Annotated in this window: 24 protein-coding genes; 19 read left to right on the top strand and 5 right to left on the bottom strand. The window is 48.5% G+C overall.

Going from position 1 to position 26,509, the window contains the following annotated elements:
- Genes M1E03_RS14585 through M1E03_RS14565 form a run of 5 tightly spaced genes read left to right on the top strand, consistent with a single transcriptional unit; the run spans window position 1 to window position 5,321 of the window.
- Window positions 1-1,017: a zinc-binding alcohol dehydrogenase family protein gene (locus tag M1E03_RS14585; protein ID WP_023856729.1), complete on the top strand. Its 1,017-nt coding sequence runs from the start codon at window positions 1-3 to the stop codon at window positions 1,015-1,017.
- Window positions 1,018-1,037: 20 nt separating this feature from the next.
- On the top strand, window positions 1,038-2,135 hold the full coding sequence (gene uxuA, locus M1E03_RS14580; protein WP_458110490.1) for a mannonate dehydratase: 1,098 nt from the start codon (window positions 1,038-1,040) through the stop codon (window positions 2,133-2,135).
- Window positions 2,111-2,959 (top strand): SDR family oxidoreductase, encoded by an 849-nt coding sequence (locus M1E03_RS14575; RefSeq protein WP_023856787.1) that lies wholly within the window; start codon window positions 2,111-2,113, stop codon window positions 2,957-2,959. The genes uxuA and M1E03_RS14575 overlap by 25 nt, the downstream gene beginning before the upstream one ends.
- 25 nt (window positions 2,960-2,984) lie before the next feature.
- Window positions 2,985-3,998 carry a zinc-binding alcohol dehydrogenase family protein gene (locus tag M1E03_RS14570; RefSeq protein WP_065643293.1) on the top strand — a complete coding sequence of 338 codons (1,014 nt, stop codon included), beginning with the start codon at window positions 2,985-2,987 and terminating at the stop codon, window positions 3,996-3,998.
- 51 nt (window positions 3,999-4,049) lie between these two features.
- Entirely contained in the window at window positions 4,050-5,321 is a 1,272-nt protein-coding gene (locus M1E03_RS14565) for an MFS transporter (RefSeq protein WP_026579844.1), read from the top strand.
- A gap of 66 nt (window positions 5,322-5,387) precedes the next feature.
- Here M1E03_RS14565 and M1E03_RS14560 read toward each other — a convergent pair whose 3' ends face one another.
- The 5 genes from M1E03_RS14560 to M1E03_RS14540 all read right to left on the bottom strand — a co-directional run bounded on the left by M1E03_RS14560 (window position 5,388) and on the right by M1E03_RS14540 (window position 8,270).
- Entirely contained in the window at window positions 5,388-5,519 is a 132-nt protein-coding gene (locus M1E03_RS14560) for a hypothetical protein (protein ID WP_023856733.1), read from the bottom strand.
- A 93-nt stretch (window positions 5,520-5,612) separates the two neighbouring features.
- Window positions 5,613-5,786, bottom strand: a complete 174-nt coding sequence (locus M1E03_RS14555; protein ID WP_023856734.1) for a type II toxin-antitoxin system SpoIISB family antitoxin — start codon at window positions 5,784-5,786, stop codon at window positions 5,613-5,615.
- Window positions 5,786-6,532, bottom strand: a complete 747-nt coding sequence (locus M1E03_RS14550) for a type II toxin-antitoxin system SpoIISA family toxin (protein ID WP_458110489.1) — start codon at window positions 6,530-6,532, stop codon at window positions 5,786-5,788. The genes M1E03_RS14555 and M1E03_RS14550 overlap by 1 nt, the downstream gene beginning before the upstream one ends.
- Window positions 6,533-6,641: 109 nt before the next feature.
- Window positions 6,642-7,640: an inorganic phosphate transporter gene (locus tag M1E03_RS14545; protein WP_023856736.1), complete on the bottom strand. Its 999-nt coding sequence runs from the start codon at window positions 7,638-7,640 to the stop codon at window positions 6,642-6,644.
- Between the two features lie 12 nt (window positions 7,641-7,652).
- Complete coding sequence (locus tag M1E03_RS14540) at window positions 7,653-8,270, bottom strand: DUF47 domain-containing protein (protein WP_023856737.1); 618 nt, start codon at window positions 8,268-8,270, stop codon at window positions 7,653-7,655.
- Window positions 8,271-8,602: 332 nt separating this feature from the next.
- Between M1E03_RS14540 and ggt the strand changes: the two genes are divergently transcribed.
- The 14 genes from ggt to M1E03_RS14470 all read left to right on the top strand — a co-directional run bounded on the left by ggt (window position 8,603) and on the right by M1E03_RS14470 (window position 26,466).
- A complete protein-coding gene (gene ggt, locus M1E03_RS14535) occupies window positions 8,603-10,360 on the top strand; it encodes a gamma-glutamyltransferase (RefSeq protein WP_458110488.1) in 1,758 nt (585 codons plus the stop codon).
- A gap of 134 nt (window positions 10,361-10,494) precedes the next feature.
- Window positions 10,495-11,139, top strand: a complete 645-nt coding sequence (locus M1E03_RS14530) for a YesL family protein (protein ID WP_003180888.1) — start codon at window positions 10,495-10,497, stop codon at window positions 11,137-11,139.
- 13 nt (window positions 11,140-11,152) lie between these two features.
- A complete protein-coding gene (locus tag M1E03_RS14525; RefSeq protein WP_458110487.1) occupies window positions 11,153-12,889 on the top strand; it encodes a histidine kinase in 1,737 nt (578 codons plus the stop codon).
- Window positions 12,889-14,058 (top strand): response regulator, encoded by a 1,170-nt coding sequence (locus M1E03_RS14520; protein ID WP_458110486.1) that lies wholly within the window; start codon window positions 12,889-12,891, stop codon window positions 14,056-14,058. Before M1E03_RS14525 ends, M1E03_RS14520 begins: the two co-directional genes overlap by 1 nt.
- 145 nt (window positions 14,059-14,203) lie before the next feature.
- Entirely contained in the window at window positions 14,204-15,499 is a 1,296-nt protein-coding gene (locus M1E03_RS14515; RefSeq protein ID WP_026579841.1) for an ABC transporter substrate-binding protein, read from the top strand.
- Window positions 15,500-15,530: 31 nt separating this feature from the next.
- Window positions 15,531-16,448: a carbohydrate ABC transporter permease gene (locus M1E03_RS14510; protein WP_095290121.1), complete on the top strand. Its 918-nt coding sequence runs from the start codon at window positions 15,531-15,533 to the stop codon at window positions 16,446-16,448.
- Between the two features lie 87 nt (window positions 16,449-16,535).
- The gene (locus tag M1E03_RS14505) at window positions 16,536-17,345 is read left to right on the top strand and encodes a carbohydrate ABC transporter permease (protein WP_243941130.1); all 810 of its coding nucleotides are present in this window, start codon (window positions 16,536-16,538) and stop codon (window positions 17,343-17,345) included.
- Window positions 17,346-17,363: 18 nt separating this feature from the next.
- Window positions 17,364-18,398, top strand: coding sequence for a glycoside hydrolase family 88/105 protein (locus tag M1E03_RS14500; RefSeq protein WP_458110485.1), 1,035 nt, complete (start codon window positions 17,364-17,366; stop codon window positions 18,396-18,398).
- Between the two features lie 45 nt (window positions 18,399-18,443).
- Complete coding sequence (locus M1E03_RS14495; protein WP_457983464.1) at window positions 18,444-20,729, top strand: AraC family transcriptional regulator; 2,286 nt, start codon at window positions 18,444-18,446, stop codon at window positions 20,727-20,729.
- A gap of 13 nt (window positions 20,730-20,742) precedes the next feature.
- On the top strand, window positions 20,743-21,459 hold the full coding sequence (locus tag M1E03_RS14490) for a rhamnogalacturonan acetylesterase (RefSeq protein ID WP_023856747.1): 717 nt from the start codon (window positions 20,743-20,745) through the stop codon (window positions 21,457-21,459).
- Window positions 21,446-22,138: a YesU family protein gene (locus M1E03_RS14485; RefSeq protein ID WP_023856748.1), complete on the top strand. Its 693-nt coding sequence runs from the start codon at window positions 21,446-21,448 to the stop codon at window positions 22,136-22,138. The genes M1E03_RS14490 and M1E03_RS14485 overlap by 14 nt, the downstream gene beginning before the upstream one ends.
- 14 nt (window positions 22,139-22,152) lie before the next feature.
- Window positions 22,153-22,764, top strand: coding sequence for a YesL family protein (locus M1E03_RS14480; RefSeq protein ID WP_023856749.1), 612 nt, complete (start codon window positions 22,153-22,155; stop codon window positions 22,762-22,764).
- Between the two features lie 181 nt (window positions 22,765-22,945).
- On the top strand, window positions 22,946-24,814 hold the full coding sequence (locus M1E03_RS14475; RefSeq protein WP_020451063.1) for a rhamnogalacturonan lyase: 1,869 nt from the start codon (window positions 22,946-22,948) through the stop codon (window positions 24,812-24,814).
- Window positions 24,815-24,834: 20 nt separating this feature from the next.
- Window positions 24,835-26,466 carry a rhamnogalacturonan acetylesterase gene (locus M1E03_RS14470; RefSeq protein WP_230368371.1) on the top strand — a complete coding sequence of 544 codons (1,632 nt, stop codon included), beginning with the start codon at window positions 24,835-24,837 and terminating at the stop codon, window positions 26,464-26,466.
- Window positions 26,467-26,509 lie beyond the last annotated feature (43 nt).

The following is a 26,509-nucleotide window of genomic DNA, read 5'->3' as shown; positions in this document are numbered from 1 at the left end:
GTGAAAGCTGCGGTGATGACGAAGCCATTTTCAATTGAATTTCGCGACGTTCCGCGTCCCGAACCGGCCAGCGGCGAAGTCCTTGTCAAGGTAAAGGCCGCCGGCATTTGCGGCAGTGATGTGCATTTTTACGACGGTTCAAATCCATATGCACAGTACCCTCAGATTTTTGGTCATGAGCTCGCAGGCATCATTGAAAAAACGGGGGCCGGGGTGAGGGAGCGATCCGCGGGCGAAAGGGTCGTAATTGAACCGGCTATTCCGTGCGGAGGCTGTTACCCTTGTCGGAAAGGGAGGACAAACGCCTGTGTGAACATCGATATGATCGGATCGGTTCGCAGAGGAGGCTTCGCTGATTTTATCATTGTCCCGGAAACGCATGTCCATCCGATTCCTGAGCAAATGGATTTTGCAGCCGCAGCGTTGTGCGAGCCGTTTTCCATCGGAGCGCAGGCGGTTCGGCGGGCAGCTATTCAAACAGGCGAAACGATTGTCATATTGGGAATGGGTCCGATCGGGTTAACGATTTTGGCACAGCTTAAAAAGCGCTTTGACTCCCGTGTAATCGCTGTCGATCCCGTACGGGAAAGGCTTGAGCTTGCCGAAGCATTCGGTGCGGATGCCGTTATACAGCCTGGTGAAGAGGATGCCGAGCAAATGATTCTGAAGCTGACAGACGGAGAAGGAGCGGGGATTGTGTTCGAAGCGGCCGGGATTCCCGCGACGATTGAGCAATCCGTCCATTTGGCAGCTGCCGCCGGGCGCATTGTCATTGTCGGCTTAACGGGGGAAAATGTGACGATTCCGGGTCTTCTTCTCACAAAGAAAGATATTGAAATTTACGGAACAAAACACAGTGTCAATCAATTTCCCGACGTCATTCAATTTTTGAATGAAAACCCCGAAATAGCCCGATCTTTTGTCACTGAGATCATGCCTTTTACAGAAATAGAAGAGGCATTGAAAAAAGCGAAAAACTGTCCCCATCAGGTCACAAAGATCATTTTATCTTATTGAATCGGTGAGGAGGAAGTGTGATGAAAATGGTTTTCAGATGGTATGGAGAAGGAAACGACTCCGTCACCCTTGAGCAGATCAGGCAAATTCCCGGTGTAGAGGGGATCGTTTGGGCGCTTCATCATCAGCCGCCAGGTGAAGAGTGGCCATTGGAAGAAATGTTAGAAGTGAAGCGGCAGTGTGAACAGCACGGTTTTCACATTGAAGTTGTTGAAAGCGTTAACATTCATGAGGATATTAAGCTCGGGCTGCCGACGAGAGATCTGTATATTGAAAAATACAAGCGAACGATTGAAAATTTGGCCAAAGCCGGCGTAAAAGTGATCTGCTACAATTTTATGCCTGTATTTGACTGGCTGCGGACCGATTTATACAAAAAGGCTCCAGACGGTTCCACCGCTTTGTTCTATGAGCACGCAAAGGTGCACACAATCGATCCTTTTGCGCTTGTCGATCAAATCGCCAAGCATCCCGAATTCACGATGCCCGGCTGGGAACCGGAGCGGCTGGAGCATCTGACAAGGCTGTTTGAAGCCTATCAAAATGTGACGGAGGAGGATTTGTGGAGCCATCTTCACTATTTTCTTGAACACATCATTCCAACCGCCGCACGCTGCGGAATCACAATGGCGATCCATCCCGATGATCCGCCGTGGCCGGTTTTCGGACTCCCGCGCATCATGACCTCAGGAGAAAGCATCGGTCGGCTTCTCCAGCTTGTCGATCATCCGGCTAATGGTGTGACACTGTGCAGCGGTTCATTGGGCGCAAATCCCGAAAATGATCTTACCGCCATGATCCGTGCGTATGCCGACCGGATTCCATTTGCCCATATCCGAAACGTCAAAGTCTACGAAAACGGCGATTTTATCGAAACATCGCACAGAACAAAAGATGGCACAGTTGACATTTGCGGGATTGTCAAAGCCTATCATGAAACAGGTTTTTCAGGCTATGTGCGTCCGGATCACGGCCGCCACATTTGGGATGAAAAGTGCAGGCCCGGCTACGGTCTGTATGACAGGGCGCTCGGTATCATGTATTTATGGGGCATATGGGATTCGCTCAATAGAGAAAAACAGGAGGCTTCAAAATGCTTGAAATCCATGAAAATTTAGCGGGGAAAACTGCGGTCATCACAGGCGGCAGCGGGGTGCTTTGCGGTGCGATGGCGAGAGAGCTCGGCCGGCAGGGTATGAATGTTGCCATTCTTAATCGAACCGTTGAAAAAGGGGAACTCGTGGCCGAAGCTATCCGAAAAGCCGGCGGCGCAGCGATTGCCGTTGAGTGTGATGTCATCAATCAACGAAGCGTTGAACGGGCGAAGCGCGTTGTGGCCGACCGATTCGGCGGCTGTGATCTATTGGTGAACGGGGCCGGCGGCAATCACCCCAATGGCACGACATCAGATGAAACATTCAACTCCGAGCACCTCTTCCAGGACAACATCAAGACATTATTTGATCTGAACTGCGATGATGTCGGTTCTGTTTTCAATTTAAACTTCCTCGGTTCTTTCATTCCAACACAGCAATTTGCAAAAATGATGCTGAACCAAAAAGGGGCATCCGTGATCAATATTTCTTCAATGAGCGCTCAAACTCCGATGACGAAAGTGCCTGCTTACAGCGCTGCGAAAGCGGGCATCGACAATTTCACGAAATGGCTGGCCGTCTATCTGGCCGAAACGGGGATTAGGGTCAACTCCATTGCCCCGGGATTTTTCCTAACCAATCAAAATGAACGGCTTCTTCTTGATCAAAACGGCGAATTTACCGACAGGGCAAAGAAGATCATCTCTCACACCCCGATGAAGCGTTTCGGCAGCCCGGAAGATTTGCTGGGGACGCTGCTTTGGCTGGCGGATGAGAATATGTCCGGATTTGTTACCGGTATAACAGTGCCGGTGGATGGCGGGTTTACGGCTTATGCCGGTGTCTAAACGATGCGATAAAGGAGGCCGATACATGAAGCAGATTGTGTGTGAAAAGCCTTATCATTTTAAAATGACGGATGTGAAAATACCGGAACTTAAGGATGGGGAAGCATTGGTCCGCATCAAACGGATCGGAATTTGCGGGACCGATTTTCACGCTTATTGCGGAAAACAGCCGTTTTTCTCTTATCCAAGGGTGCTCGGACACGAGCTGTCCGGTGAAATTGTCAGCATCGATGATACCGACGGAACGCTTAAGCCTGGCGATCAAGTGTCAATTATTCCTTATTTGGAATGCGGAACATGCATCGCCTGCCGGCACGGCCGGCCCAACTGCTGCGTGAATCTGAACGTCCTCGGTGTTCATACAGACGGGGGCATGCGGGAATACATAAACATCCCGGCAGACCACCTGTTAAAAACAGAAGGATTAACGCTCAGCGAAGCTGCTGTCATTGAATGTTTGAGCATCGGTGCCCATGCTGCAGAAAGGGCAAATATCAAAAAAGGGGAAGCGGTGCTTGTCGTTGGAGCGGGTCCTATCGGGCTCAGCGTGATGAAATTCGCAAAATTGAAGGGGGCGAAAGTCATCGCGATGGATGTTAGAACAGAGCGCCTCACATATAGCCGTGAATGGGCTGAAGCCGATGAAGTTGTATTAGCGGGAGAACATGCGGCGGATGAGATCAAACGGTTGACGAACGGTGATTATCCGGCGGCTGTCTTTGACGCGACAGGGCACCTTGGATCGATGAACAGCGCTTATCAGTACGCCGCACACGGGGGCCGGCTGATCTATGTTGGGCTGGTTCACGGCCATCTGGTCATGTCCGATCCTGAAATCCACAAGCGGGAGCTGACCATTTTATCCAGCCGCAACGCATTAAGAAGCGATTTTGAGACGGTGATACAAGCCATCAGGGATGGCGGAGCGGATGCGAACCGGTTTGTTACCGGACAGATTGCGTTCCGCGATGTTGTTGACGGATTTCAATCAGCACTTGCTCCGAAAACCAATCCTGTGAAAGTGTTGATCCATCTGTAATACCACATAAAATGAAAGCGTTTTCTAAATTCCGGAAAGAGGGGGTTGCCCATGTTTTCAAACGGCCGCGGGTTTGTCATCGTGATGCTTTTTCTGGCGGGAGTGATTAATTATTTGGATCGTTCAGCATTGTCTGTCGCCGCTCCTTTTATTCAGGAAGATTTGAACATACGTCCGGCGCAGATGGGCATGCTGTTTAGCAGTTTTTTCATCGGATATGCCATCTTTAATTTTATCGGCGGCTGGGCATCAGATAAGTATGGAGCGAAACATACGCTGTCGGCTGCAATGGTCGTATGGTCGGTTTTCAGCGGGGCCATTGCACTGACATATAATTTCGTCTCACTGTTTATCATCCGCGTCATTTTCGGCATGGGGGAAGGTCCGCTGTCAGCTGCAACGAGCAAGTCGGTCAACAATTGGTTTCCGCAAAAAGAAAGAGCAAGGGCGCTTGGCATGACGATGTGCGGAACGCCGCTCGGCGGAGCCATTTCAGGACCGATCGTCGGATTGATCGCGATCCATTGGGGGTGGAAGGCTTCCTTTGTGTTGATCATGATCATCGGGCTTATCTGGACTTGGTTCTGGATGAAATTCATGAAAGATAAGCCGGACGACTCCCGCAGTTTGTCCCCTGAAAAAGAAGCGCGTCCGAAAAAGGATACCGGCATCCCGCTGTCTTTTTATTTGAAGCAGCCGACCGTGCTGTTTACGGCGTTCGCATTCTTTTCTTACAACTATATTTTATTCTTTTTCTTAACGTGGTTTCCGAGCTATTTAACGTCAGCCCGGGGGCTGAGCATACACGATATGAGCGTTGCAACGATGATACCGTGGGTTGTCGGATTTCTCGGTCTCGCGCTTGGGGGATTTATATCGGATTATCTGTTCAAGCTGACGGGCAAACAGATGTTTTCGAGAAAAGCCGTGCTTGTGTGCTGCCTTTTGGCTGCGGCGGTATGCATTGGATTTGCCGGGCTTGTCACGACTGCGTTTGGAGCTGTTGCCCTTGTCGCGCTATCGGTTTTCTTTTTGTATTTGACCGGCATCACATACTGGGCGATTATACAGGATATCGTTCATCCGGACAGGGTCGGGGGTGTGAGCGGATTCATGCACTTTCTTGCCAATACGTCCGGTATTATCGGTCCGACCGTTACAGGGTACATCGTCGAGTATACCGGGGCTTTCACAAGCGCTTTTTTGCTTGCGGGAGGGCTGGCGGTGGCAGGTTCTATTTGCGTCGCTTTGTTTGTGAAACCGATACGTTCTGAGAAGCTGCCTCAATCTGTTGCAGAAGGCGGACAGGGGCATCCTTTATGATGCACATACTGCTGAAGGCATAAAAAACCCCCTTCTCAGCAGGGAAGGAGGTTGAAAGTTCAGGCTTCACGGTTTGTTTTTTCTTTTGTTCAGCGTTTTAATGATTTTCTCGCTTCTTCTTCTGAGAAGAGAGGTATAGTCTGACAGGCCAAATTTTGCGAAATCGACGTGTTTGACTTGTTTTTTCAGTTTTTTCACAGCATCACCTAATTCAGCGCTTTTAGTTGATTGGTTTATTGTATGTATGAAACGGGAAAACGGAATAAGGACGGGAGAATTTTCCCGTCCTCGTTAAGCTTTTTTTCTTTTATACTCGCCGATCAGCCGTTCGTTTTGCCGGAAAATCCGTTCGGTATGGGGGCTGACTTCGTATTTCGCGATATTGGTTTTGGATTGCTTTTTAAACATTTTAAAGGCGAGGCGCTTTTTTGCGCTTTCATGGTCTTGCTGAAAAGCAGGCTCCATCAGTCGTCACCGTCCTCTTCGTTTGGTAGCAGAAGATCATAGATGCTTGTTAAAGAAGTAAACAGGAGGTAGTCAAATTCTGTGACAAGGTCTTCTGAGGTTAACTTCATGACATAGTCAAAATTGTGGATGGAAAAAGGAATGAGGACCATTTTTCCGTTTTCTTCATAATAAACGTCTTTGCGCTCAAGCTTTTCTTGAACATCGAAGCGGTTTTCCATATGCTCAAGCAAATGATCCTTGCTTTCTTCTGAATTATATTCGCAAAGTGCAGCGGATATATTCATTTTTTCGGCAAATCGTTTGATGAGCTTTTCGATCCCTTCTGCATATGCTTCTATATTTCCATAATAGATGTGGATCGGTTCGTTTTTCAATAGGTATTGAAACGTTTTCAGCCTGTTTTGATATGTGTGGAGGAGGTCGTTGTTTTCTTCGAGAAGCATTCTTGTGTCTGTCGCGAGTTCGGAGCTGCCGAGCTTTTTAAAGTAAGCGTTTAAGAAAATAAAAGCGTCTGTCAGCGTGAAAAAAACGGCAACGATCAGGTAATGAAGCGGGTTTGTGAAAATCGACTGAGGATCGTGCGTCCAATAAATCACGGCGCCGATAACATAAAGCAGGTACCACGTTTTTCGGATCGCGACCGTTTTTTCGGTGAGCTTTTTTTCAAAACGCCACACGGCAGCCACATACAGAGCCAGCGCCAATACAATGAGCCAAACAAGGAATTGATAAAATAGCAGCATAACTGGTTTCCCTCTTCCCGAGAAATAGTGCAGTTCCTATTCTATTGTTATGCCGGCTTTCTTTTAAACATGAAAACTCCCGTCCTGGATTCGGACGGGAGTGTGCTGATTAAAAGAATAAATCTAGTATGAAATAGGCAAATGCACCGATGGTTGCCGAAATGGGAAGGGTAATGACCCATGTGATCAACATCCGTTTTGCGGTGCCCCAGTTTACGCCTTTCACCCGGTGGGAAGCGCCTACGCCTAAAATGGATGAAGAAATGACGTGTGTCGTGCTGACAGGCAAATGGACGATCGTCGCACCAAAGATGATGAGGGCTCCCGTCAAATCTGCAGAGACACCGTTGACGGGACGGATCTTCATGATTTTTCCGCCGACGGTTTTGATGATTTTCCAGCCGCCGACAGATGTTCCGAGTCCCATGGCTGTGGCGCATGCAAGCTGCACCCAGAACGGGATGTCAGTTGTACTGTGCAAGTTACCCGCAATTAAAGCCATCGTAATGATACCCATCGCTTTCTGTGCATCGTTCGTGCCGTGTGTATAGGACTGTATGGCAGCTGTCGCGATTTGAACGCGCCGGAACCGCTTATTCGTTTTGGCCAGATTGCTGTTCTTAAAAATGACTTTGACGATGCTGTAGATCAAATATCCTAAAACAAACGCCAAAACGGGCGATAATATAAGTGCTTCGATAATTTTAATAAATCCGTGGTATTTAATCGCGGCGAATCCTTCCGATGCGATGACAGCTCCGGCAATCGCTCCGATGATCGCGTGGGATGAGCTGCTGGGAATGCCGAAATACCAAGTCACCAGGTTCCATGTAATGCCTGCGATAAGAGCTGCAAGGATCACGACCGATCCGTTTTCCAGTTTGAAAGGGTCGGCGATGTCGCTCGTAATGGTTTTCGCTACGCCTGTGAACGTCATGGCGCCGGCGAAGTTCATAACTGCCGCCATTATAATGGCGTGCCTTGGTTTTAACGCTTTTGTCGATACCGAGGTGGCGATCGCATTTGCCGTATCATGAAAACCGTTGATAAAGTCAAATGCCAAAGCAAAGATGACAATCAGTATGGTTAATACAAATAAAAGATCCATTATAATCCCTCGTTACGCATTTTTCATTATGATGGTTTCTAAATTGTTTGCTACACTTTGGCATGAATCTGCGATTTCTTCTAGCGTCTCATAGATTTCCCTGTACTGGATCACTTTAATCGGATCGGTCTCTTTCCCGAAAAGATTCTTCAGCGATTTGCGGTGCAGGTTATCGCAGTTATGTTCGTATTCTTTAATTTTAATGGCGTGCGGCTGAATTTCTGTCAGGCGATTTTCCGCCAGCAATTCAATTGTCAACAGAATTTCTTTTGCGCATTCTCTGATATAGCCGCTGAATTTATCAATATGCTCATCTGAAGATGTGATCGAGAAGATTTCCATCATGGCTGAAAAGTGTTCGATACCGTCGAGTACATCATCGAGGCTGTTTGTAAGCTGAAGGATGTCTTCGCGTTCGATCGGCGTGATAAATGCTTTGTTCAGCTCCTTAATCATCGTATGTACATAATTATCTCCTTTTGTCTCATACTCTTTTAAGGTATCCGCGAATTCTTTAAGGGTTGTCTGATTCGTCACTTTATAGTTAACAAAATACTCAGCTGTTTCGTCTAAATTTTTTGCAATTTCCGTCAAAAGCACGGAAAACTTGTCTTTTTTTCTTTTCAACATTTGTAACCCTCCATTGTTTAAATGAGACAATGCACACATCAAAATATTATATAACTTTTTGTCGAAAAAAAACAGGTGCAGTCGAAAAAAACCATTTAATTTTTAGATATTCACATCTTTTAGGTGGGCGCAAGCACCAGCTGCCATCCGGGATTTTATGATGATAATAGGCGTTTTCTCCTTTCAGCTCATTGTGTCAAAAGAACGAATGACAGGATTTTTTTGAGGAATTTGGGAGTTTAGGTTCAAAAAAATAGAAAATTGGGAGTTTTCCTTATTTTCAGTTCACTTTCCTGTTATAGTAGTAATAAACTGGAAAGGAAGGTGATCTGATGAGACGGTTAGCTTTCTTAGTTGTTGCGATTTGCTTGGCGGTTGGTTGCTTTTTCAGTCCGGTGTCAAAAGCAGAAGGGGTTATGAGCGGCGGAGATGGTGATAAAGTCGCCGTCGGGAAAGACGGTATGGTGGCTACGGCCCATCCGCTTGCATCAAAAATCGGAGCCGAAGTGTTGAAAAAGGGCGGGAATGCCATTGATGCAGCAATTGCGATTCAGTATGCTCTGAATGTAACGGAGCCGATGATGTCGGGAATCGGCGGCGGTGGATTCATGATGGTCTACGATGGCGAGACGAAGGAAACGTCGATCGTCAACAGCAGGGAGCGTGCTCCACAGGGTGCCGAACCTGACATGTTTTTGGATGAAGACGGAAAGGTGATTCCTTTTTCAGAAAGGTCGAGACACGGAAATGCGGTCGGTGTGCCGGGAACGCTGAAAGGGCTCGAAGCAGCGCATAAAAAGTGGGGAACGAAGAAAATGGAAGACTTGATATCGCCTTCCGTTAAGCTTGCAGAAGAAGGGTTCCCGATCGATTCGGTTTTGGCCGATGCGATAAAGGACCATCAGGACAAGCTCAGCAAAACGGCCGCAAAGGATATTTTCCTTCCCGACGGTGAACCTTTGAAAGAAGGTGATATCCTCGTACAAAAGGATTTGGCCAAGACGTTTAAATTAATACGGAAAGAAGGGTCAAAAGCCTTTTATGATGGAGAAATCGGCCGGGCGATAGCAGATGTCGTGCAGGATTTCGGGGGTTCGATGACACCTGATGACCTGTCCCGCTATGAGGTCACAACAGATAAGCCGATCTGGGGCGAGTACCACGGCTATGATATCGCAAGCATGCCTCCTCCAAGTTCAGGCGGAGTGTTCATGCTGCAGATGGTGAAATTGATTGATGATTTTCATTTATCCCAATACGATCCAAAATCATTTGAAAAATATCATCTGCTCGCGGAAACGATGCACCTCGCCTATGCGGACAGGGCGGCATATGCGGGCGATCCGGAATTTGTCGATGTTCCGCTCTCAGGGCTGCTCGATCCCGATTATATTAAGGAGCGGCAGCAGCTGATCAGCCTTGATTCGATGAACCGCGATGTGAAAGCAGGCGATCCATGGAAATACGAGGCGGGAGAGCCGAATTATGAGATCGTGCCTCAGCCTGAAGATAAGACGATCGGGGAGACGACGCATTTTACCGTCACGGACCAGTGGGGCAATGTTGTCTCTTATACGACTACGATTGAACAGCTTTTTGGAACGGGGATTTTAGTGCCCGGGTACGGACTGTTTTTAAACAATGAACTGACCGATTTTGATGCGGTTCCAGGCGGAGCGAACGAAGTTCAGCCGAATAAAAGGCCGCTTTCAAGCATGACGCCGACGATCGTTTTTAAAGACGAAAAACCGGTGCTGACTGTTGGTTCCCCGGGAGGAACGACGATCATTGCTTCCGTTTTCCAGACGATCTTGAATTATTTTGAGTACGGCATGAGCCTTCAGGATGCGATTGAAGAGCCGAGAATCTATACGAACAGCCTGACTTCTTACCGCTATGAATCGGGAATGCCGGAGGATGTCAGACTGAAGCTCAATGACTTCGGCCACAGATTCGGTGCGAATCCGGTTGATATCGGCAATGTCCAAAGTATTTTCATTGACCGGGAGAACAGAACGTTTATGGGGGTTGCCGATTCAAGCAGAAACGGGACGGCGGTCGGCGTCAACATTAAGACATCGGCTAAATAGCGGAAGCAAGGGCTTGGTCTAAGGCTTTTAGATCAAGCCTTCTTCCGTCTGTCAGCGGGGAAAAGAGGATTTTTTTCGAAAGAAGAGAAATATATTTTTTGTAAGCGTTTACTAAGTTGCGAAGGAGGGAGACCATGATTCACACGTTGGCAAATGGATTTTACCGCTTTTGCGAGTGGGTGATGCGGCTCGCCTATTTGAATCTGTTGTGGATCGGCTTCACGCTGGCGGGAGCGGTCATCTTCGGTTTAGCGCCGGCGACTGCCGCGATGTTCGCTGTGACAAGACAGTGGGCGCTGGGAAAGATGGATATCCCGGTGTTTCAGACGTTTTATCAGGCGTTTAAAAAGAAATGGGCCAAAGCAAGCGTTCTCGGTTTGATATTGGGTCTGGTCGGTTTATTGCTGATTGTTGATTTTCAAATTGCGGCCGTCTATTTTCACGATCAGCCGGTTGTCTTAAGTCTGTTCATCAGTTTGTTTATCATTTACGCCATCATCCTCTTTTACGCTTTTCCAATTGATGTCCACTACGATTTAAAACGGATTGCAGTGCTGAAATACAGCTTTATCATCGGCTTTTCCCGTCCGCTCACCTCGTTTTTCATGCTGATCAGCGCGTTTGGCATGATTCTGCTCGCTTTATTTCATGTCACATTTCTTCTATTCTTCAGCGGCAGCGCTTTAAGCTTCATTTTGACGAAGCTCTCGTTTCAGGCGTTCCGCGCAATAGACGGGCGCCGGACAGATAAACAGGCTGCCGTCACACGCTTGAAATGAAGGTGTTCGTTCGGTGAACCGGTATCAGCATTTAAAAATTAAAGATCAATTGTTTATCTTGATTTCATTGATCATGGCTGTTTCGCTCATCTTGATCTTGAGTGGCGTTCAATACGCGTTCCGTGTCTATGACCAGCAGATTTACAGGAAGTCGTCACAGGTGCTGATGTTATCATCAAAAAGCATTGAAGATGAATTGAAAAAGATTGAGGATGTGTCATATCAACTGACCACTGACGCCGCCATCCAAGCAAACCTTCTGAAAGCCGGCCGCGGCCAAAACAAATACGTGACCTACCGAATGAAAAGCAAAATCTGGGATAAGCTTGCCGAATATACCGGCTCTAAGCGGTACATTAAATCGATTCATTTGTTTGATGCTTCCGGAACCGAGTATTCCGCAGGTGCGAATTTAACCGAAGCATTGCGGGAGCAAAAGAATGCGCTGATCGAAAAAGCGTCGCGCCAAAAAGGCAGCAACACGTGGGAGCCCATGCCGGGTGAAACCGGCGAGCTGTTATCCGTCCGGGAAATTCGCTCCTATGAGCGTTTAAACCTTGACCATCTGGGAACAGTGGTGATTGTCGCCGATTTAAAACGGGTCATCGGCGATCTTCCGAAAGACTGGGGGGAAGGCGCAGGCAAGATTGCGATGTCGGACGGGCAGGAGCTGTTTTTTTCTGAAATGCCTTTCAGCCAAACCGATGGACTACGTTTATCTTCTCACGCAGAAAACGGATATGACATTGTGGAGGAAAACGGCCAGCGCTTTTTCGTTTCATATGTCAAATCAGCGTATAAGAATTGGACGTATTGGAGCCTGATCCCTTTTGACGCGATGTTTTCGAAAATCTCTGCGATGAAGACGATCCTGATTTCCCTTTTTATCCTCTTCTTTTTGATTGCGGTTCTTTTTGGAAGAAAAATGGCCAGGGGCATTACGAGTCCGATTGAGAAGCTGGTGGCAGCCATGAAAAATGTCCAAACCGGCGATTTTAAACTGGCGCCGCTCACTCGTGCTCCTTCAGACCGGCAGGATGAAGTCAGCGTCTTAAACCGCAACTTTTTTAAAATGGTTGAACGGATCAATGAACTGATTGCCGAGAACTACGAGAAGCAGCTGATGCTGAAAGAGACGGAATTCAGAGCGCTCCAAGCGCAAATTAACCCCCACTTTTTATACAACACGCTCGAGTCGATCAACTGGCTGGCAAAAACGAACCGTCAGCCGCAAATTTCAAAGATGACGGAATCCCTCGGGTTTTTGCTCAGGAATGCCATCAATATGAAAAACGACGTGGTGACGATCGAGGAAGAAGCTGAAATTGTGCTCCACTATTTTACCATTCAGCGTTTTCGCTTTGAGGAGCGGCTCGTTTTTGAACTCGACATTGAGCCGGCGGTGAAAAAATGCCGCGTGCCAAAGCTTGTCCTCCAGCCTTTGGCTGAAAATGCGATTACATACTGTCTCGAGCCCTTCATTGAACCTTGCCATATTCACATTAAAGCATATAAAAAAGGCGGGTTTGTATATTTAACGGTTACCGACAACGGACCGGGCATGGATGAAGACTTTTTGGAAAAAGCGAGAAAAGAGCTTGTCCGGACAAGAGGCAGAGGAATCGGACTGCAAAATATCGATGAGCGCATTCAGCTGATGTTTGGCAAAGGGTACGGCTTGACGATTTCAAGCGAAAAGAACAAGGGAACCGAAATGTTAATTAAAATACCATTTCAAAGCGGGGTGTGATGATGTATAAAGTGCTGTTGGCGGACGATGAACGGATTATTCTCGACGGCATCTCCAGCATGATCGAGTGGAGTTCGTTCGAAACGTCTTTGATCGGAGCCGCACAAAACGGGATTGACGCTTACCGCCTGATTATGGAAGAGCGGCCGGACATTGTGATCAGCGATATTAAAATGCCCGGGATGGGAGGACTCGAACTGATCGAGAAAGTGTCCCGCGACTACCCGTCAATCCGGTTTATTTTGCTGACGGGCTTCGGCCAGTTTGAATATGCAAAAAAAGCGATGTCATACGGAGTCAGACATTATTTGCTCAAACCCTGCAATGAAAACCACATTACAGATTCGCTTCAAAGCGTGATCGGCGAGCTGAAAAAAGAGGAATCGGCGCAAAAAGTAAAAAATGATCTGGAGATGATGAAGCCGCATCTTATGAAGCAAATGTTAAAAGAGCTGGTCACGGGCAGCCGCATCGAGGATGAAACGTGCCTGCGCTTTTTTTCAGAGCAAAAGGTCATCAGACTGATCCTGTTTTCCGTCCGGGACGGGGATGACAAAGACTATGCCCAAGGTGTTGAGTCCATTGCGGATGAGGTGCTGAACGGTTCTGTCATCGCTTCGGCCTGCGTTCAACAAGTGCTTGTTTGTGCAGTTGACGGAAAAGTCGCTCCTGCCGTACTTGAGGAAAAAATGAAAAGCGTCCAAGAACTTTCACGCCATCTGCTTCAATTTGAACCTGAAGCATCACTCAGCAAAAGCGGCAGTATCAGCGAAGCCTCCGCTATGTACGAAAAGGCATACGCACAGATCGTCCAACATGAAGGAGAGAGATCGGTTTTAATCGGGAGGATGCTCGATCTCATCGAAAAGGAGGCCTCAAATCCGAAGCTTTCGCTGAAATGGGCAGCCCGCAACATGCTGTACATGAATCCGGATTATCTCGGCAAGCTGTTTAAACAGGAAACCGGTGAAAGGTTTTCAAGCTATGTTGCAAAGGTGCGCATCGAAAAAGCGATCGCGAAGATGAAGAAGTCTAAAAACACGGCCATCGGCGCACTGGCAGAGGAGCTGGGGTTTGGCCACAATCCGAAATACTTCAGCCTTGTTTTTAAAAAATACACAGGATTCACCCCGTCAGAATTTCGAAAAAAAGAAGAAAACACGTTTTAATGCCGCCGGTATATTCGGCGGTTTTTTGCGTATTGACGGAATCTCTGTTTTTTTAACATTCTTCTCTGTTTTTTGAGTTTCTAGGACAAAAAGTTGAATTTAAAATGAAATGTAAGCACTTACAAAATAAGGAGGGGAAATGTTGATGAGAAGATTTGTGTTTTTCTCATTTTGCGTTTTGCTGACGCTCGGCCTGTTCGGATGCAGTTCAAACACTGAAGAGGCGGCCGGTGCGGACGGCAAAAAGAAGGTTACCTTGAGGGTCGCGTGGTGGGGCGGACAGCCTCGGCATGATTATACATCAAAGATTATCGAGCTGTATGAAAAGGAACACCCGCATGTCAAAATCGAAGCGGAGTTTGCGAATTGGGACGATTATTGGAAAAAACTTGCCCCGATGTCTGCGGCGGGTCAGCTGCCAGATGTGATTCAGATGGATATGGCGTATTTATCCCAATACGGAAAAAAAGGCCAGCTTGAAGACCTGACTCCGTACGTCAAGGACGGGACCATCAATACCGAATCGATTGATGAAAAGACGATCAAAGGCGGCAAAATCGGTGATCAGTTATACGGCTTCCCGCTCGGTGTGAATGTGCTGTCGGTGATTACAAATGATGACATGCTAAAAGAAGCGGGCGTTGAAATTGACGACGGCAGCTGGACGTGGACCGATTTTGAAAACCTGGCGCTAGAGGTCGAGGAGAAGACGGGGCAATACGGTTCAAACGGCATGCATCCGCCTGATGTCTTTTTCCCTTATTACTTGAGGACGAAGGGCGAGCGCTTTTATAAAGAGGACGGCACAGGCCTTGCTTATTCAGACGACAAGCTGTTTGTCGATTACTTCAAGCGTCAGGTGAAGCTCGTTGATGAAAAAGCATCGCCGACACCTGATGAAAGCGCGCAAGTGAAGGGAATGGAGGACGATTTTATCGTTAAAGGCCGAACGGCTGCAACATGGAATTATTCAAATCAGTTTTCGGCGTTCGCACAGCTGACCGATGCACCTCTGTCATTAAAACTGCCTCCTGAACAGGCGAAAGAAAAGGCGCTGTTTTTAAGGCCGAGCATGCTGTTTTCAATCCCGAAAAGCTCCGAGCAAAAAAAAGAAGCGGCTGCATTCATCGACTTCTTTATTAACAATGAAAAAGCCAATGCCCTGATCAAAGGAGAAAGAGGCGTGCCGGTTTCCTCCAAAATTGCGGAAACGGTGAAGAAAGAACTGAGTGAAGAGGAGAAAAAGATTTTCGAATATGTCGAACGGGCTTCGGAGTCCGCGGGGGAAGCGGAACCGCCTGAACCGATCGGCAGCGCCGAAGTTATCAAACTGCTAAAAGACACATCAGACCAGATTTTGTTTAAAAAGATCACGCCTGAAGAAGGAGCCGCGAAGTTCAGAAAAGAAGCGGACGCGATACTGAAAAGAAATCAACAATGATAAGCGGGACAAGTGGAGGGCCGCTCATCAAATGCAGGAGGAAGTGAACGTGAAGCGAAAAAATAAAATTGACAATTTGGCGGGTTACGCCTTTATTTCCCCGTTTATTATCGGATTTTTATGCTTTACCGTCATTCCGATGGGAGCCTCGCTGTTTCTGTCTTTTACAAGCTACGATCTGTTCACCCCGCCCAAATGGGTCGGCCTTGACAACTATAAGGCGATGCTGACAGATGATGAAAAGTACTGGGGCTCGCTGAAAGTGACGTTTTATTACGTGCTCGCGGGTGTTCCGCTGCGCCTCGCGTTTGCGCTTTTCATTGCGGTGATTTTGAACAGAGCCGAAAAAGGTGTCGGCATTTACCGGACGCTCTTTTATCTCCCGTCCATTATCGGCGGCAGCGTGGCGGTCGCGATTATGTGGCGAAATGTATTCGGCAATGACGGTGTTATCAATGCGCTTTTGTTCTTCCTCGGATTTGACAAGAAGATTCTTTGGTATCAGGATCCGACAAGCGCATTGTGGACCTTGATTCTTTTGTCGGTGTGGCAGTTCGGCTCTTCCATGCTGATCTTTCTTGCCGGATTGAAAAATATCCCGCCGATGTATCAGGAAGCGGCAAGCGTCGACGGTGCAAACAGATTTCAGCGTTTTTTTCTCATTACGCTCCCGCTTCTCAGTCCGATCATCTTTTTTAACCTGGTGATGCAGACCATTTCAGCCTTCATGACCTTTACGCCGGCCTACATTATTTCAAAAGGGGAAGGCGGTCCGCTTGACGGGACGCTTCTATATTCTCTCTATTTGTTCCAGCGGGCCTTCAACTTTTTCCAAATGGGCTACGCATCGGCGATGGCATGGGTGATGCTCATCCTGATCGGCCTTGTCACATTCATATTGTTCAAAACTTCATCCTTATGGGTGCATTACGAATCGAAGGAGGGGTAGCTGGTGGAGCCGGTAAAAGACATTTCGGGGCGGGCGGCGCCTGCCCCGCTTCCCGCAGGAACGGGAAAGAAAAGAGCCGGGCAGCTCGTGTTCCATATCGCGACTGCCGGTCTTGCGATCATCCTTTTGTATCCCGTTATCTGGCTGATCGCAAGCTCGTTTAAAGAAAGTGCGAGCATATTCGCCACATCCCATTCGCTCATCCCGGATCCTTTGATCCTGTCCAATTACACGGAGGGCTGGAAAGGGATCGCCGGACAGCCGTTCATCACATTTATTAAAAATTCGCTTATCATCGTCGGCCTCTCGACGGTCGGTGCGGTTTTGTCCTCAGCGTTCATCGCTTACGGATTCGCACGGATTCCGTTTAAAGGGAAGGCATTTTGGTTTAGCTGCATGATGGTGACGATGATGCTGCCGCACGAGGTGCTGATGATTCCGCAATACATCATTTTTGCAAAACTGGATTGGCTGAATTCCTTCAAGCCGATCGTTGTTCCACAATTTTTCGGGCACGCGTTTTTTATCTTTTTGATGATTCAGTTCATCAGGACGATCCCGGTAGAACTCGATGAAGCGGCAAAAATTGATGGCTGCAGCCGTCTCGGCATCTTTTTCAGAATCATTTTGCCATTGATCGCACCGGCGCTCGCGACGTCCGCCATCTTCTCGTTTTACTGGAAGTGGGAGGAGCTGATTAATCCGCTTCTTTACTTGAACAAGCCGGAGCTTTACCCGGTTTCTCTGGCACTAAAGCTGTTTTTAGATACGGAAACGGCGTCTAACTGGGGGGCGATGTTTGCGATGTCAGTCGTCTCACTCGTCCCGGTGATTCTCGTATTTTTCGTTTTTCAAAAATCGATCGTCCAAGGAATCAGCATGAGCGGATTAAAATAAAAAGGGAGAGAAGAGTGCATGACAAAGCTTGTTTTTGATGAAGAAAAACTGAATGAAGTGATCGACAGAATCGTCAAGCGGACATTTCAGATGGATTTCGAATGGGATTGGCCGGGCGGTGTCGCGTTTTACGGCGTCGCTGAGGCGTATGAAGCAACCGAAAATGACGAATACCTCGAACTTTTGAAAAACTGGACGGATGAAAAGCTTGAAGACGGCTTGCCTAAGCTGTCGATCAACGGGGTATCCATCGGCCATACCCTTCTGTCGCTCTACCAGGCGACAGGAGATGACCGTTATCTTGACACCGCCCGGCAAATGGCGGACTATGTGCTCCGCGAAGCGCCCCGGTTCGCAGATGGGATTTTGCAGCACACCGTCAACTCAGAGAAACATGTATTCCCTGAACAGGCATGGGTCGATACGATGATGATGGCGGGCTTGTTCCTTCTCCGAATCGGCAAACTTGTCGGCAGCGAGGCATATTTTGAAGACGGGCTGCGCCAGTATCACGGCCATGAGGAATTTTTGCAGGACATGGAGACCAATCTCTATTATCACGGATGGGACCATGTGGCCAAAAACAATCTGTCAGGCATATTTTGGGGAAGGGGAAACGGATGGGCCGCTTTGACAATGGCAAAAGCGCTCCCTTTGATCGATGTTACGCATCCTTCATATATGATCATTGATGGTTCACTTCGAGACTTGTTGAGCGCGCTTGTCAGGCTTCAGCATCCTTCTGGTTTATGGCACACCGTACTGACGGATCCTGATTCATATCTTGAAGTGTCGGGATCTGCGGGGATTGCTTCAGGCCTGCTGTCCAGAGGCTCGCTATACCACAAATCCGTTCAGAAGGCGCTCACAGCCATAACAGATGCGGTCGCGCCTGACGGAAGGGTGGAACGCGTTTCAGCGGGCACAGCAGTGATGCGGGATGCACAGGGATACAAAGACGTTCCGTATAAACGGATTCAAGGCTGGGGACAGGGGCTTGCCCTGACGTTTTTGGCAGACGTCGTCCGCTCCAAGTCGCGCGCGTTCCAATAGAAATTGAAAAAGAAACATTCTTTTCATTGCAGTGGGGGGAGAGGGATGAAAAAGCTGCATCAAAGATATGTTTCACGGCGAAAAGGAAGTTTTTTTAAAAAAAGCTTTGTGCTGATTCTGCTGATTGCGTGTATTCCTGGCTTATTGACGGGTGCAGGAATCTATTTGTTTTCCGCTGCAAAAATTGAAAAAGAGCTCCAACAAATGCACGAGAACCAGGTGAAACGCCAAATCAGCCAAATCGATGACAAGCTGGAAGGGCTTGAGATCATGCTCTCCCAGCTTGCATATGATCCGCGCCTGATGAACGGTCTGGCCGATGCCGATCTGCAAACGGATTTTCAAACGACGTACAGGCTCTCAAAATCGCTGTTTGTGCTTCAGGATCAAAATCCGCTCATTCACAAGGTTGAACTGTTTATTCAAGGGAAAGAGCCGATTCTTTTAAATCCGGAATACAGCGGAATGACCGACCGGAACATCTTAAAGGCCTATCATTCGTTGCTTGAAGGCGGTCAAAACGTTTATTGGAAAGACATGAGCGCCGCTCCTTACGGAATGGCGCTTGTCCACAAAATTCCGGGAGGCATCTCAGAGCCGTTCGGCGCGCTGATTTTAACGCTTGACGAAAAAGAAATGGGGCATTTGCTGGAAAGCCTTTCACCGTATTCAAAGGGAACAGCGCTTCTTTTTCATCATAATCAAAAGCCTGTTTTTTCCGGGAGCAAACGCGGCAAAGCCAATTTTGAAAGCGTTTTAAAAGGGATGCTTGAGAAACAAAAAAATCAACAGGGCTCCTTTGTGATGGATTGGGGCGGAGGGGCGTATTCCGTTTCATACGGACGAATGGACAGATTAAACCAGGAATGGACCTATGTCTCGGCTTCACCGATGTCGGCGATTACGGCTCCGGTGTTGTTTTTATCGAAGCTCGTCGCGTCGGTCAGCATCGCCGGGATCGTTCTTGCTTTCATTCTGTCATGGTATGCGTCACACAAAATTTATTCACCTGTCGCAAGGCTGATCAAGCTCTGCTCAGGAGAGGGTAAGGCCGCTCATTTTCCGGATGAATTTCATTGGCTCGAGAAGCGCTGGGAAGACCTGACTGAGGAAAGCGGCAGACTGAAAAAGGAAATGCCCCAGGCTGCAAACGTTTTTTTTCAGCGCCTTCTCGGCGGATACTTTGCAGATGAATCAGAGAGGAATTTGAGAGATCGTCTGAAAAGGTGGGGCTGGGAAGCGAAAGACAATGTGTTTACCATCATCGATATCCAGCTGACGGGACTTTACGAAGGGAACGGAGCTTTTACAAAAAAGGATGAAAGTCTGACGGGTTTTTTGCTGGGCAACATTACGCGCGAACTGGCTGGTAGGACTTTCAAACATATTTATATGACCGATGTCCGTTCGTTATCGCTTGCTGTGCTGCTGATGAGCGGCAGGAAAACAGCCTTCAAGGAAGAAACCGCCCAATTTGTCCGTGAGCTGACGGATGTGATCTGCGGCATATCAAGACTCCACGTCACAGTGACGGTATCAAAAACCGCTCACATGTTAAAAGACATTCCCGGCATGTATGAAGAGGTGAAAGAAGGCAGGCATTACAGACAGTTCGAAAACGCCAGCCAGGTGATCGATTTAAGCCGGAAGGAAGACATGCCTCCCGTTGAATCATACTATCCGTTCACCCTTGAAAAAGAGGTCGTCAGGGCGTTACGGCTTGAAGAAAGGGATGAAGTCGAAAGGCGGATCAGGCTGTTCATCCGGGAACTGTCCGAAAAAGGAAAGACGGAAATCCGCATCCAGCCGGGCATGATGCAGCTGTTGGCAAAGATCCAGGAAGAGATCTTTCATTCCGGCCTTCACCCTTATGAATTGTTCAGCCGAAAAAATCTGCTGCAGGAGCTTTCAGAGCTGAGGGAGCCGGAAAGGGCCGTCGGCTGGATGATGGAGCGTGTCGTAAGCCCGTATCTTAAAGAAATGGAAGGCAGGAAAAACAGACAGCAAAAACGGCTTGTCGAACAGGTGCTTGAGATGATTCATCAGCATTATATGAACGATATCTCGCTTGAAAGCTGCGCTGATCAAGCCGGGACGAATTCGTATACGCTGAGCAAAGCTTTCAAACAAGTAACCGGCATCAATTTTATCGACTATGTTACCCGTCTCAGAATCGAAAAAGCGAAAGAGCTTCTTCTTGAAACGAATAAAAAAATCCATGACGTTTCTGAAGAAGTCGGCTACAGACACAGCTATTTCAACCGGATTTTCAAGAAGCAGGTCGGCATTCCGCCGAGCCGCTACAGGCAGATTCATCAGGAATCTTCGTGAAAGGGAGAGTGTTATGAAACGAACAGACGAAAAGCCAAAAGTGTCAGTATATTTGGCCGGGGATTCGACCGTCGCAGACTGTCCTCCGCATGAAGCGCCGATGGCCGGCTGGGGACAGATGCTTCCGCTGTTTTTCTCAGATGAGGCTGCGGTCGTGAATATGGCAAAAGGCGGGGCCAGTTCGAACAGCTTCATTGATGAAGGCCGGCTCGATGACATTACGGAGCGGCTTGGGCCTGGTGATTATGTGTTGATCCAGTTCGGCCACAACGATCAAAAACCGTACGGAACAGACCCGTATACAACCTATCAGGAGCATCTTGTCCGCTATGTTGAAGCGGTTCGCGAAAAACAGGCGACTCCGGTTTTGATCACTTCCGCAGAGCGCAGACGCTTTGATCAAAATGGAAAGCCTGCCGACACACTCGGAGATTTTCCGAAAGCGATGAAGGCGCTCGCTGACCGCTTCGAAGTTCCGCTCATCGATTTATGGTCCAAAACAAAAGCGCTCTATGAATCTCTCGGAACGGAAGGCTCAAAACGGCTGTTCGTCCACTTTCAGCCGCATGAACATCCTCATTATCCAAATGGAATTGAAGACAATACTCATTTTTCCGAGGCGGGGGCCCGTCAAGTCGCCTGGCTGGTAACAGAAGGAATCAGAGAGCTCGGCCTGCCTCTAGCGGCTTATCTTCATTGTGAAAGGAGCGACTTCCGTGCCGAAGTGTAATGCAAGAGAAGGAAGCCTGATTTATCAAAACCCTTTATCGTCTCCTGAAGATCTCCGCGGCTGGGTGATGGAAGGAAAAGGAATCGTTCGTTTTCCGAACGGCCGCCTGCATATGGAGAATGAACTCGATGCTGAGCAATATGGAGACGATGCCCATTTTGTTTACTGGTGTCCAGAGACATTCCCTGATGGAATAGTTGTGAAGTGGGATTTCTATCCTGTGCGGGAGCCCGGCTTATGCATGATATTTTTTGCAGCCACCGGGATCAATGGGGAAGATTTATTTGACGGGCGGCTGGCGGAGAGAACAGGGAAATATCCGCAATATCATTCAGGGGACATCAACACATTGCACCTGTCGTATTTCAGACATAAGCATGCTGATGAAAGAGCATTCCGAACATGCAACCTCAGGAAAAGCCGCGGTTTTCACCTCGTCTGTGAGGGAGCCGACCCGCTTCCGCCCGCTAATGACGCTTTGCCTCCCTACCGAATGAAGCTCATAAAAGACGGGGTATCCGTTCATTTTTCAATCAACGGGCTGCCCATTTTGGAATGGGAGGATGACGGCAGGCGTTTCGGCCCGGTTTACGGAGGAGGAAAAATCGGTTTCAGGCAAATGGCTCCGCTGAAAGCAGCCTACGCCAACTTTGAAGTGCGCAGGCTGCTTTGCGACTGAAAGGAGGATCGGACATGCGGGAAAAAGGCATGATGGCGATGATGTACGGCGCTTGTGAAGCGATCATGAAAATCGCCTGGCTGAACACGCTCTGGGTTCTATTCACGCTGGGAGGAGGCGTTGTTTTCGGCTGGGCTCCGAGCACGGCCGCGATGTTCACGGTCGTGCGCAAGTGGCTGCTCGGCCGGACGGACGCACCGGTATTCAAAACGTTTTATCAAACGTATAAAAAAGAGTTTTTCAAAACAAACGGACTTGGCCTCATCCTCCTCGCCGCCGGCACAATTTTATTAGTAAACTATCAATTTTTCCGCGTCCGTGAGGATTTATTTTCAATCATCATCAGCTATGCCACACTGATGGCCGGACTCATGTATGTCGTAGTTTTCGTGTATATTTTTCCGCTTTACGTTCACGTTCAGCTGCCGTTTGCCCGCTATTTTTCACAGGCTGCACTGATCGGTCTCGTTCGTCCTTTGACGACGGCCGGAATGGCTGCTGCTGGAGGCTTTGTCGTTTATGTGCTGTTGACGGTTCCGGGACTGATTCCATTTTATGGTGTCAGTTTGTTTGCTCTTGTATTAATGTTCATTGCACATCGCTGTTTTTTGCGCCTGGAAGGCTAGCTGAACCGTGCAAAAATGAGAAAAGTGAGCAAAAAAGTATCAATTGAAAAAGGAGAACCGCTTTAAATCGGACTTGAACACATCTTTTCCCTTCGGCAAAAAAGTGCAATTGAATAAAAATGGAAGCCGTAATAGAATCCCTTTTAAGTAAGCGCTTACAAAAAGGCGAAGGGAGAAGATGATGAAAAAAGGAAATAAAAGGTGGAAAAAACTGTTGGCTGCGTCATCTCTTTTATTCATTACGCTTGTGACCGGCTTCTCGGAACAAGCGGAAGCAGACGGGCGGACGGCTGTGCAGGCAAGGCAAATGGAGTCGCTGAACCGGGGGCTTGTCGCTGTTAAAACGGGGAACGGTGTCTTTGTGAGCTGGCGGCTGCTCGGAACCGAGTCCGCTTCTGTTTCATTTAATGTGTATCGAAACGGAAAGAAGCTGAACGGTTCCCCGATTACATCGAGTACAAATTATCAGGATGCAGGCGGGGATTCGAATGCCGTTTACCAGGTGCGCGCCGTTTTGAACGGCGTGGAGCAGGCTCCTTCTGAAACCGCCGGAGTTTGGAATAAACCATACAAATCTGTTCCGCTGCAAAAACCGGCCGGGGGAAAAACGCCTGATGGGGTGTCATTCACATACAGCGCCAATGATGCGAGCATCGGCGATCTTGATGGAGACGGCGAATATGAAATCATTCTCAAGTGGGATCCTTCCAATTCAAAGGATAATTCACAGGACGGATACACGGGAGACGTGCTGATTGACGCATACAAGCTTGACGGGACCATGATGTGGAGAATCAACCTTGGCAAAAACATTCGCGCCGGCGCCCATTATACACAGTTTCTCGTCTATGACTTTGACGGCGACGGAAAAGCGGAAATCGCCATGAAGACAGCCGACGGGACGAAAGACGGCAAGGGAAAGGTGATCGGAAATGCAAACGCCGATTATCGCAATGCCCAAGGCCGAATTTTGTCAGGGCCTGAGTATTTGACGGTTTTTAAAGGCGATACAGGCGCTGAGCTTACAACGGTCAACTACGAACCTGCCCGGGGAAATGTAGCCGATTGGGGAGACAGCTACGGCAACAGGGTTGACCGCTTTCTGGCCGGTGTCGCATACCTTGACGGGGAGCGGCCGAGTTTTGTCATGGCACGCGGTTATTACACGAGAACAGTGCTTGTCGCTTACAACTTTAGAGGCGGAAAGCTGACCAAACTGTGGACGTTCGATTCGGACGCTCCCGGAAATGGCGCCTATGCCGGTCAAGGCAACCACAGTTTGAGCGTCGCTGATGTTGACGGAGATGGAAAGGACGAAATCATATACGGAGCGATGGCTGTCGATCATGACGGTAAAGGCCTTTATTCAACCGGATGGGGACATGGGGATGCCATGCATACAGGAAACCTGGACCCCTCAAGACCGGGACTCGAAGTCTTTCAAGTGCATGAAAACAGCAATTCTCCCTATGGATTGTCTTTCCGGGACGCGAAAACGGGAAAGATCATCTGGGGAGTGCACGCAGGCAAGGATGTCGGACGCGGGATGGCTGCTGATATCGATCCGCGCTACGAAGGAGCGGAAGTATGGGCGAACGGCGGTCTTTATACGGCAAAAGGCGTAAAAATCGGGAGCACATTGCCTTCATCAACGAACTTCGGCATCTGGTGGGACGGCGATCTCCAAAGAGAGCTTCTGGACAGCAACAGAATTGATAAATGGGATTATCGAAATTCGCGAACCGTTAACTTGCTGACAGCATCTGGAGCTTCGGCAAATAACGGAACAAAAGCGACGCCGTCCCTGCAGGCTGACATTCTCGGAGACTGGCGCGAAGAAGTGATCTGGCGAGCAGATGACAGCAGCGAACTGCGCATCTACACGACGACAGATATGACGGAACACCGCTTGTATACGCTGATGCATGATGCCGTCTATCGCCTCGGAATCGCCTGGCAGAATGTCGGCTACAACCAGCCGCCGCACACCGGCTTTTATTTAGGCGAAGGCATGCAGACACCTGAGAAGCCGAACATTTATACACGCTGATGGAAAAGGGGAGCTGCATAATGAAGCGATATGTTCGTTGCGTATGGGCCATCCTTCTCCTTTTCTTCTTCAGCACGGGGATTGAGGGACCTGCGCAGCCGAAAGCCGCTGCCGCACATCACAGTCAGGATCTTTTTCTGTTCGATTTTGGAAAAGGTCCCGCTGAGAAGGATTATGTGAAAGTGAACGAGGCCTCCGCGTATCAAAATGGTAAAGGCTACGGGTTTTCACGGGCAGGGAACGCTGTGTGCAAAAAGACGCAAAAAAAAGAAGCGCTCAAGAAAGACTATTGTGTCGTGAACCGGACGGCTTTTCTGGCGGTTCTTTCTCCTGGCGAATACCGCGTAACCGTATTTGCCTCATCCCGCGGTGAATTGAAGCTTTATGCCGAAGGAGAGGAAATGGGAACGATCCCGGCCGGAGCAAAGGGAAGTTCAGCCGAAAAAGCGTTCACCGTTACGGTGGAAGACGGGCGTCTCGATTTGGAGTGGAAAGGACCTCAGCCAAAAGTGTATGCCGTCGAAATTTCGAAGGTGTATCGGTTTGATTTCGGTGACGGGCCTCTTGCTTCGGGCTTTATTCCGATAGACGCGCAATCGGCTTATACCCCTTTAAAAGGCTACGGATTTGACGACACAACAAAGGTGACTTGTACGGACCGCGGTATCGCCGATCCGCTTCGTTCAGACTTTTGCATACCGGATGGAACGGCGTTTACGGTCGATTTGCCTGACGGTCAATATCATGTCCGGCTGATAACCGGAGATGCCCGAGCAAAAACGAACATGGACGTACGGGCAAATGGCATGATTCAGCTCTATTCATTTGGAGCGGAAGCGGGCGGATACAACGAAAAAACGTTTCCGATTCATATTTCCGGCGGCCGCCTTTCCATTCAAGCCTTAGCAGCGAGAACAGCGCCGCGCCTCAATGCGCTGGTCTTGACGAAGACGGCTTATCATGTAACGGATGACAAGACGACGGTTTTTCTGGCGGGAGATTCCACGGTTTCCGATTATGAACCAGGTTATGCGCCGATGGCAGGCTGGGGGCAATTTTTAGGCGGCTATTTCTCGGATGAAATTGTCATCGACAACCAGGCGAAACGCGCGAGAAGCGCGAAAAGTTTTGTGGATGAACGGTCGCTGGATACGATTTTAAACCGGATGAAACGGGGCGATTATTTGTTGATTCAGTTCGGCATCAATGACGCCGGGCAAGATCCGGCCCGTCATACAGATCCGTATACGACATTTCAGGAATACTTGAGAACCTACATTAACAAAGCCCGCGAAAAAGGAGGACGGCCTGTGCTCGTCACTTCTCAAAGTAAACGAACCTATGATGAAAAGGGCGTTTTTTACAACAGCATCGGAGAATATCCGAACGCAATGAGACAGCTCGGACGGGAAATGAACGTTCCGGTGCTCGATTTAAATAAAAAGAGCATTGATTATTACAACGAGATCGGCGTTGAAGCGACTAAAAACGTATTTATGTTTTTAGAGCCGGGAGAAAGCCCGAATTATCCAGACGGAATCCAGGACAGGGTGCATGTTCACGAGTTCGGCGCCAACCAATTGGCAAGGCTCGTAACAGAAGAAATCGCCGATATGAACATGTATCCGCTGAAACATTCGCTCAAGAAATAAGGTGTCGGGAGAGCCGGTCTCCGGTTCTCCCGTTCGCCATTCC

The sequence above is a fragment of the Bacillus sp. PK6-013 genome, assembly GCF_054161445.1.
Note: the sequence above shows the minus strand (reverse complement) of the source record. Positions and strands in the feature narration are given on the sequence as shown.

Excerpts from the sequence above, each read along its gene's own strand:
- uxuA (WP_458110490.1), top strand. The coding sequence starts at position 1,038 with ATGAAAATGGTTTTCAGATGGTATGGAGAAGGAAACGACTCCGTCACC.
- M1E03_RS14575 (WP_023856787.1), top strand. The coding sequence starts at position 2,111 with ATGCTTGAAATCCATGAAAATTTAGCGGGGAAAACTGCGGTCATCACA.
- M1E03_RS14570 (WP_065643293.1), top strand. The coding sequence starts at position 2,985 with ATGAAGCAGATTGTGTGTGAAAAGCCTTATCATTTTAAAATGACGGAT.
- M1E03_RS14565 (WP_026579844.1), top strand. The coding sequence starts at position 4,050 with ATGTTTTCAAACGGCCGCGGGTTTGTCATCGTGATGCTTTTTCTGGCG.
- M1E03_RS14555 (WP_023856734.1), bottom strand. The coding sequence starts at position 5,786 with ATGGAGCCTGCTTTTCAGCAAGACCATGAAAGCGCAAAAAAGCGCCTC.
- M1E03_RS14550 (WP_458110489.1), bottom strand. The coding sequence starts at position 6,532 with ATGCTGCTATTTTATCAATTCCTTGTTTGGCTCATTGTATTGGCGCTG.
- M1E03_RS14545 (WP_023856736.1), bottom strand. The coding sequence starts at position 7,640 with ATGGATCTTTTATTTGTATTAACCATACTGATTGTCATCTTTGCTTTG.
- M1E03_RS14540 (WP_023856737.1), bottom strand. The coding sequence starts at position 8,270 with ATGTTGAAAAGAAAAAAAGACAAGTTTTCCGTGCTTTTGACGGAAATT.
- ggt (WP_458110488.1), top strand. The coding sequence starts at position 8,603 with ATGAGACGGTTAGCTTTCTTAGTTGTTGCGATTTGCTTGGCGGTTGGT.
- M1E03_RS14530 (WP_003180888.1), top strand. The coding sequence starts at position 10,495 with ATGATTCACACGTTGGCAAATGGATTTTACCGCTTTTGCGAGTGGGTG.
- M1E03_RS14520 (WP_458110486.1), top strand. The coding sequence starts at position 12,889 with ATGATGTATAAAGTGCTGTTGGCGGACGATGAACGGATTATTCTCGAC.
- M1E03_RS14515 (WP_026579841.1), top strand. The coding sequence starts at position 14,204 with ATGAGAAGATTTGTGTTTTTCTCATTTTGCGTTTTGCTGACGCTCGGC.
- M1E03_RS14510 (WP_095290121.1), top strand. The coding sequence starts at position 15,531 with ATGCAGGAGGAAGTGAACGTGAAGCGAAAAAATAAAATTGACAATTTG.
- M1E03_RS14500 (WP_458110485.1), top strand. The coding sequence starts at position 17,364 with ATGACAAAGCTTGTTTTTGATGAAGAAAAACTGAATGAAGTGATCGAC.
- M1E03_RS14495 (WP_457983464.1), top strand. The coding sequence starts at position 18,444 with ATGAAAAAGCTGCATCAAAGATATGTTTCACGGCGAAAAGGAAGTTTT.
- M1E03_RS14490 (WP_023856747.1), top strand. The coding sequence starts at position 20,743 with ATGAAACGAACAGACGAAAAGCCAAAAGTGTCAGTATATTTGGCCGGG.
- M1E03_RS14480 (WP_023856749.1), top strand. The coding sequence starts at position 22,153 with ATGCGGGAAAAAGGCATGATGGCGATGATGTACGGCGCTTGTGAAGCG.
- M1E03_RS14475 (WP_020451063.1), top strand. The coding sequence starts at position 22,946 with ATGAAAAAAGGAAATAAAAGGTGGAAAAAACTGTTGGCTGCGTCATCT.
- M1E03_RS14470 (WP_230368371.1), top strand. The coding sequence starts at position 24,835 with ATGAAGCGATATGTTCGTTGCGTATGGGCCATCCTTCTCCTTTTCTTC.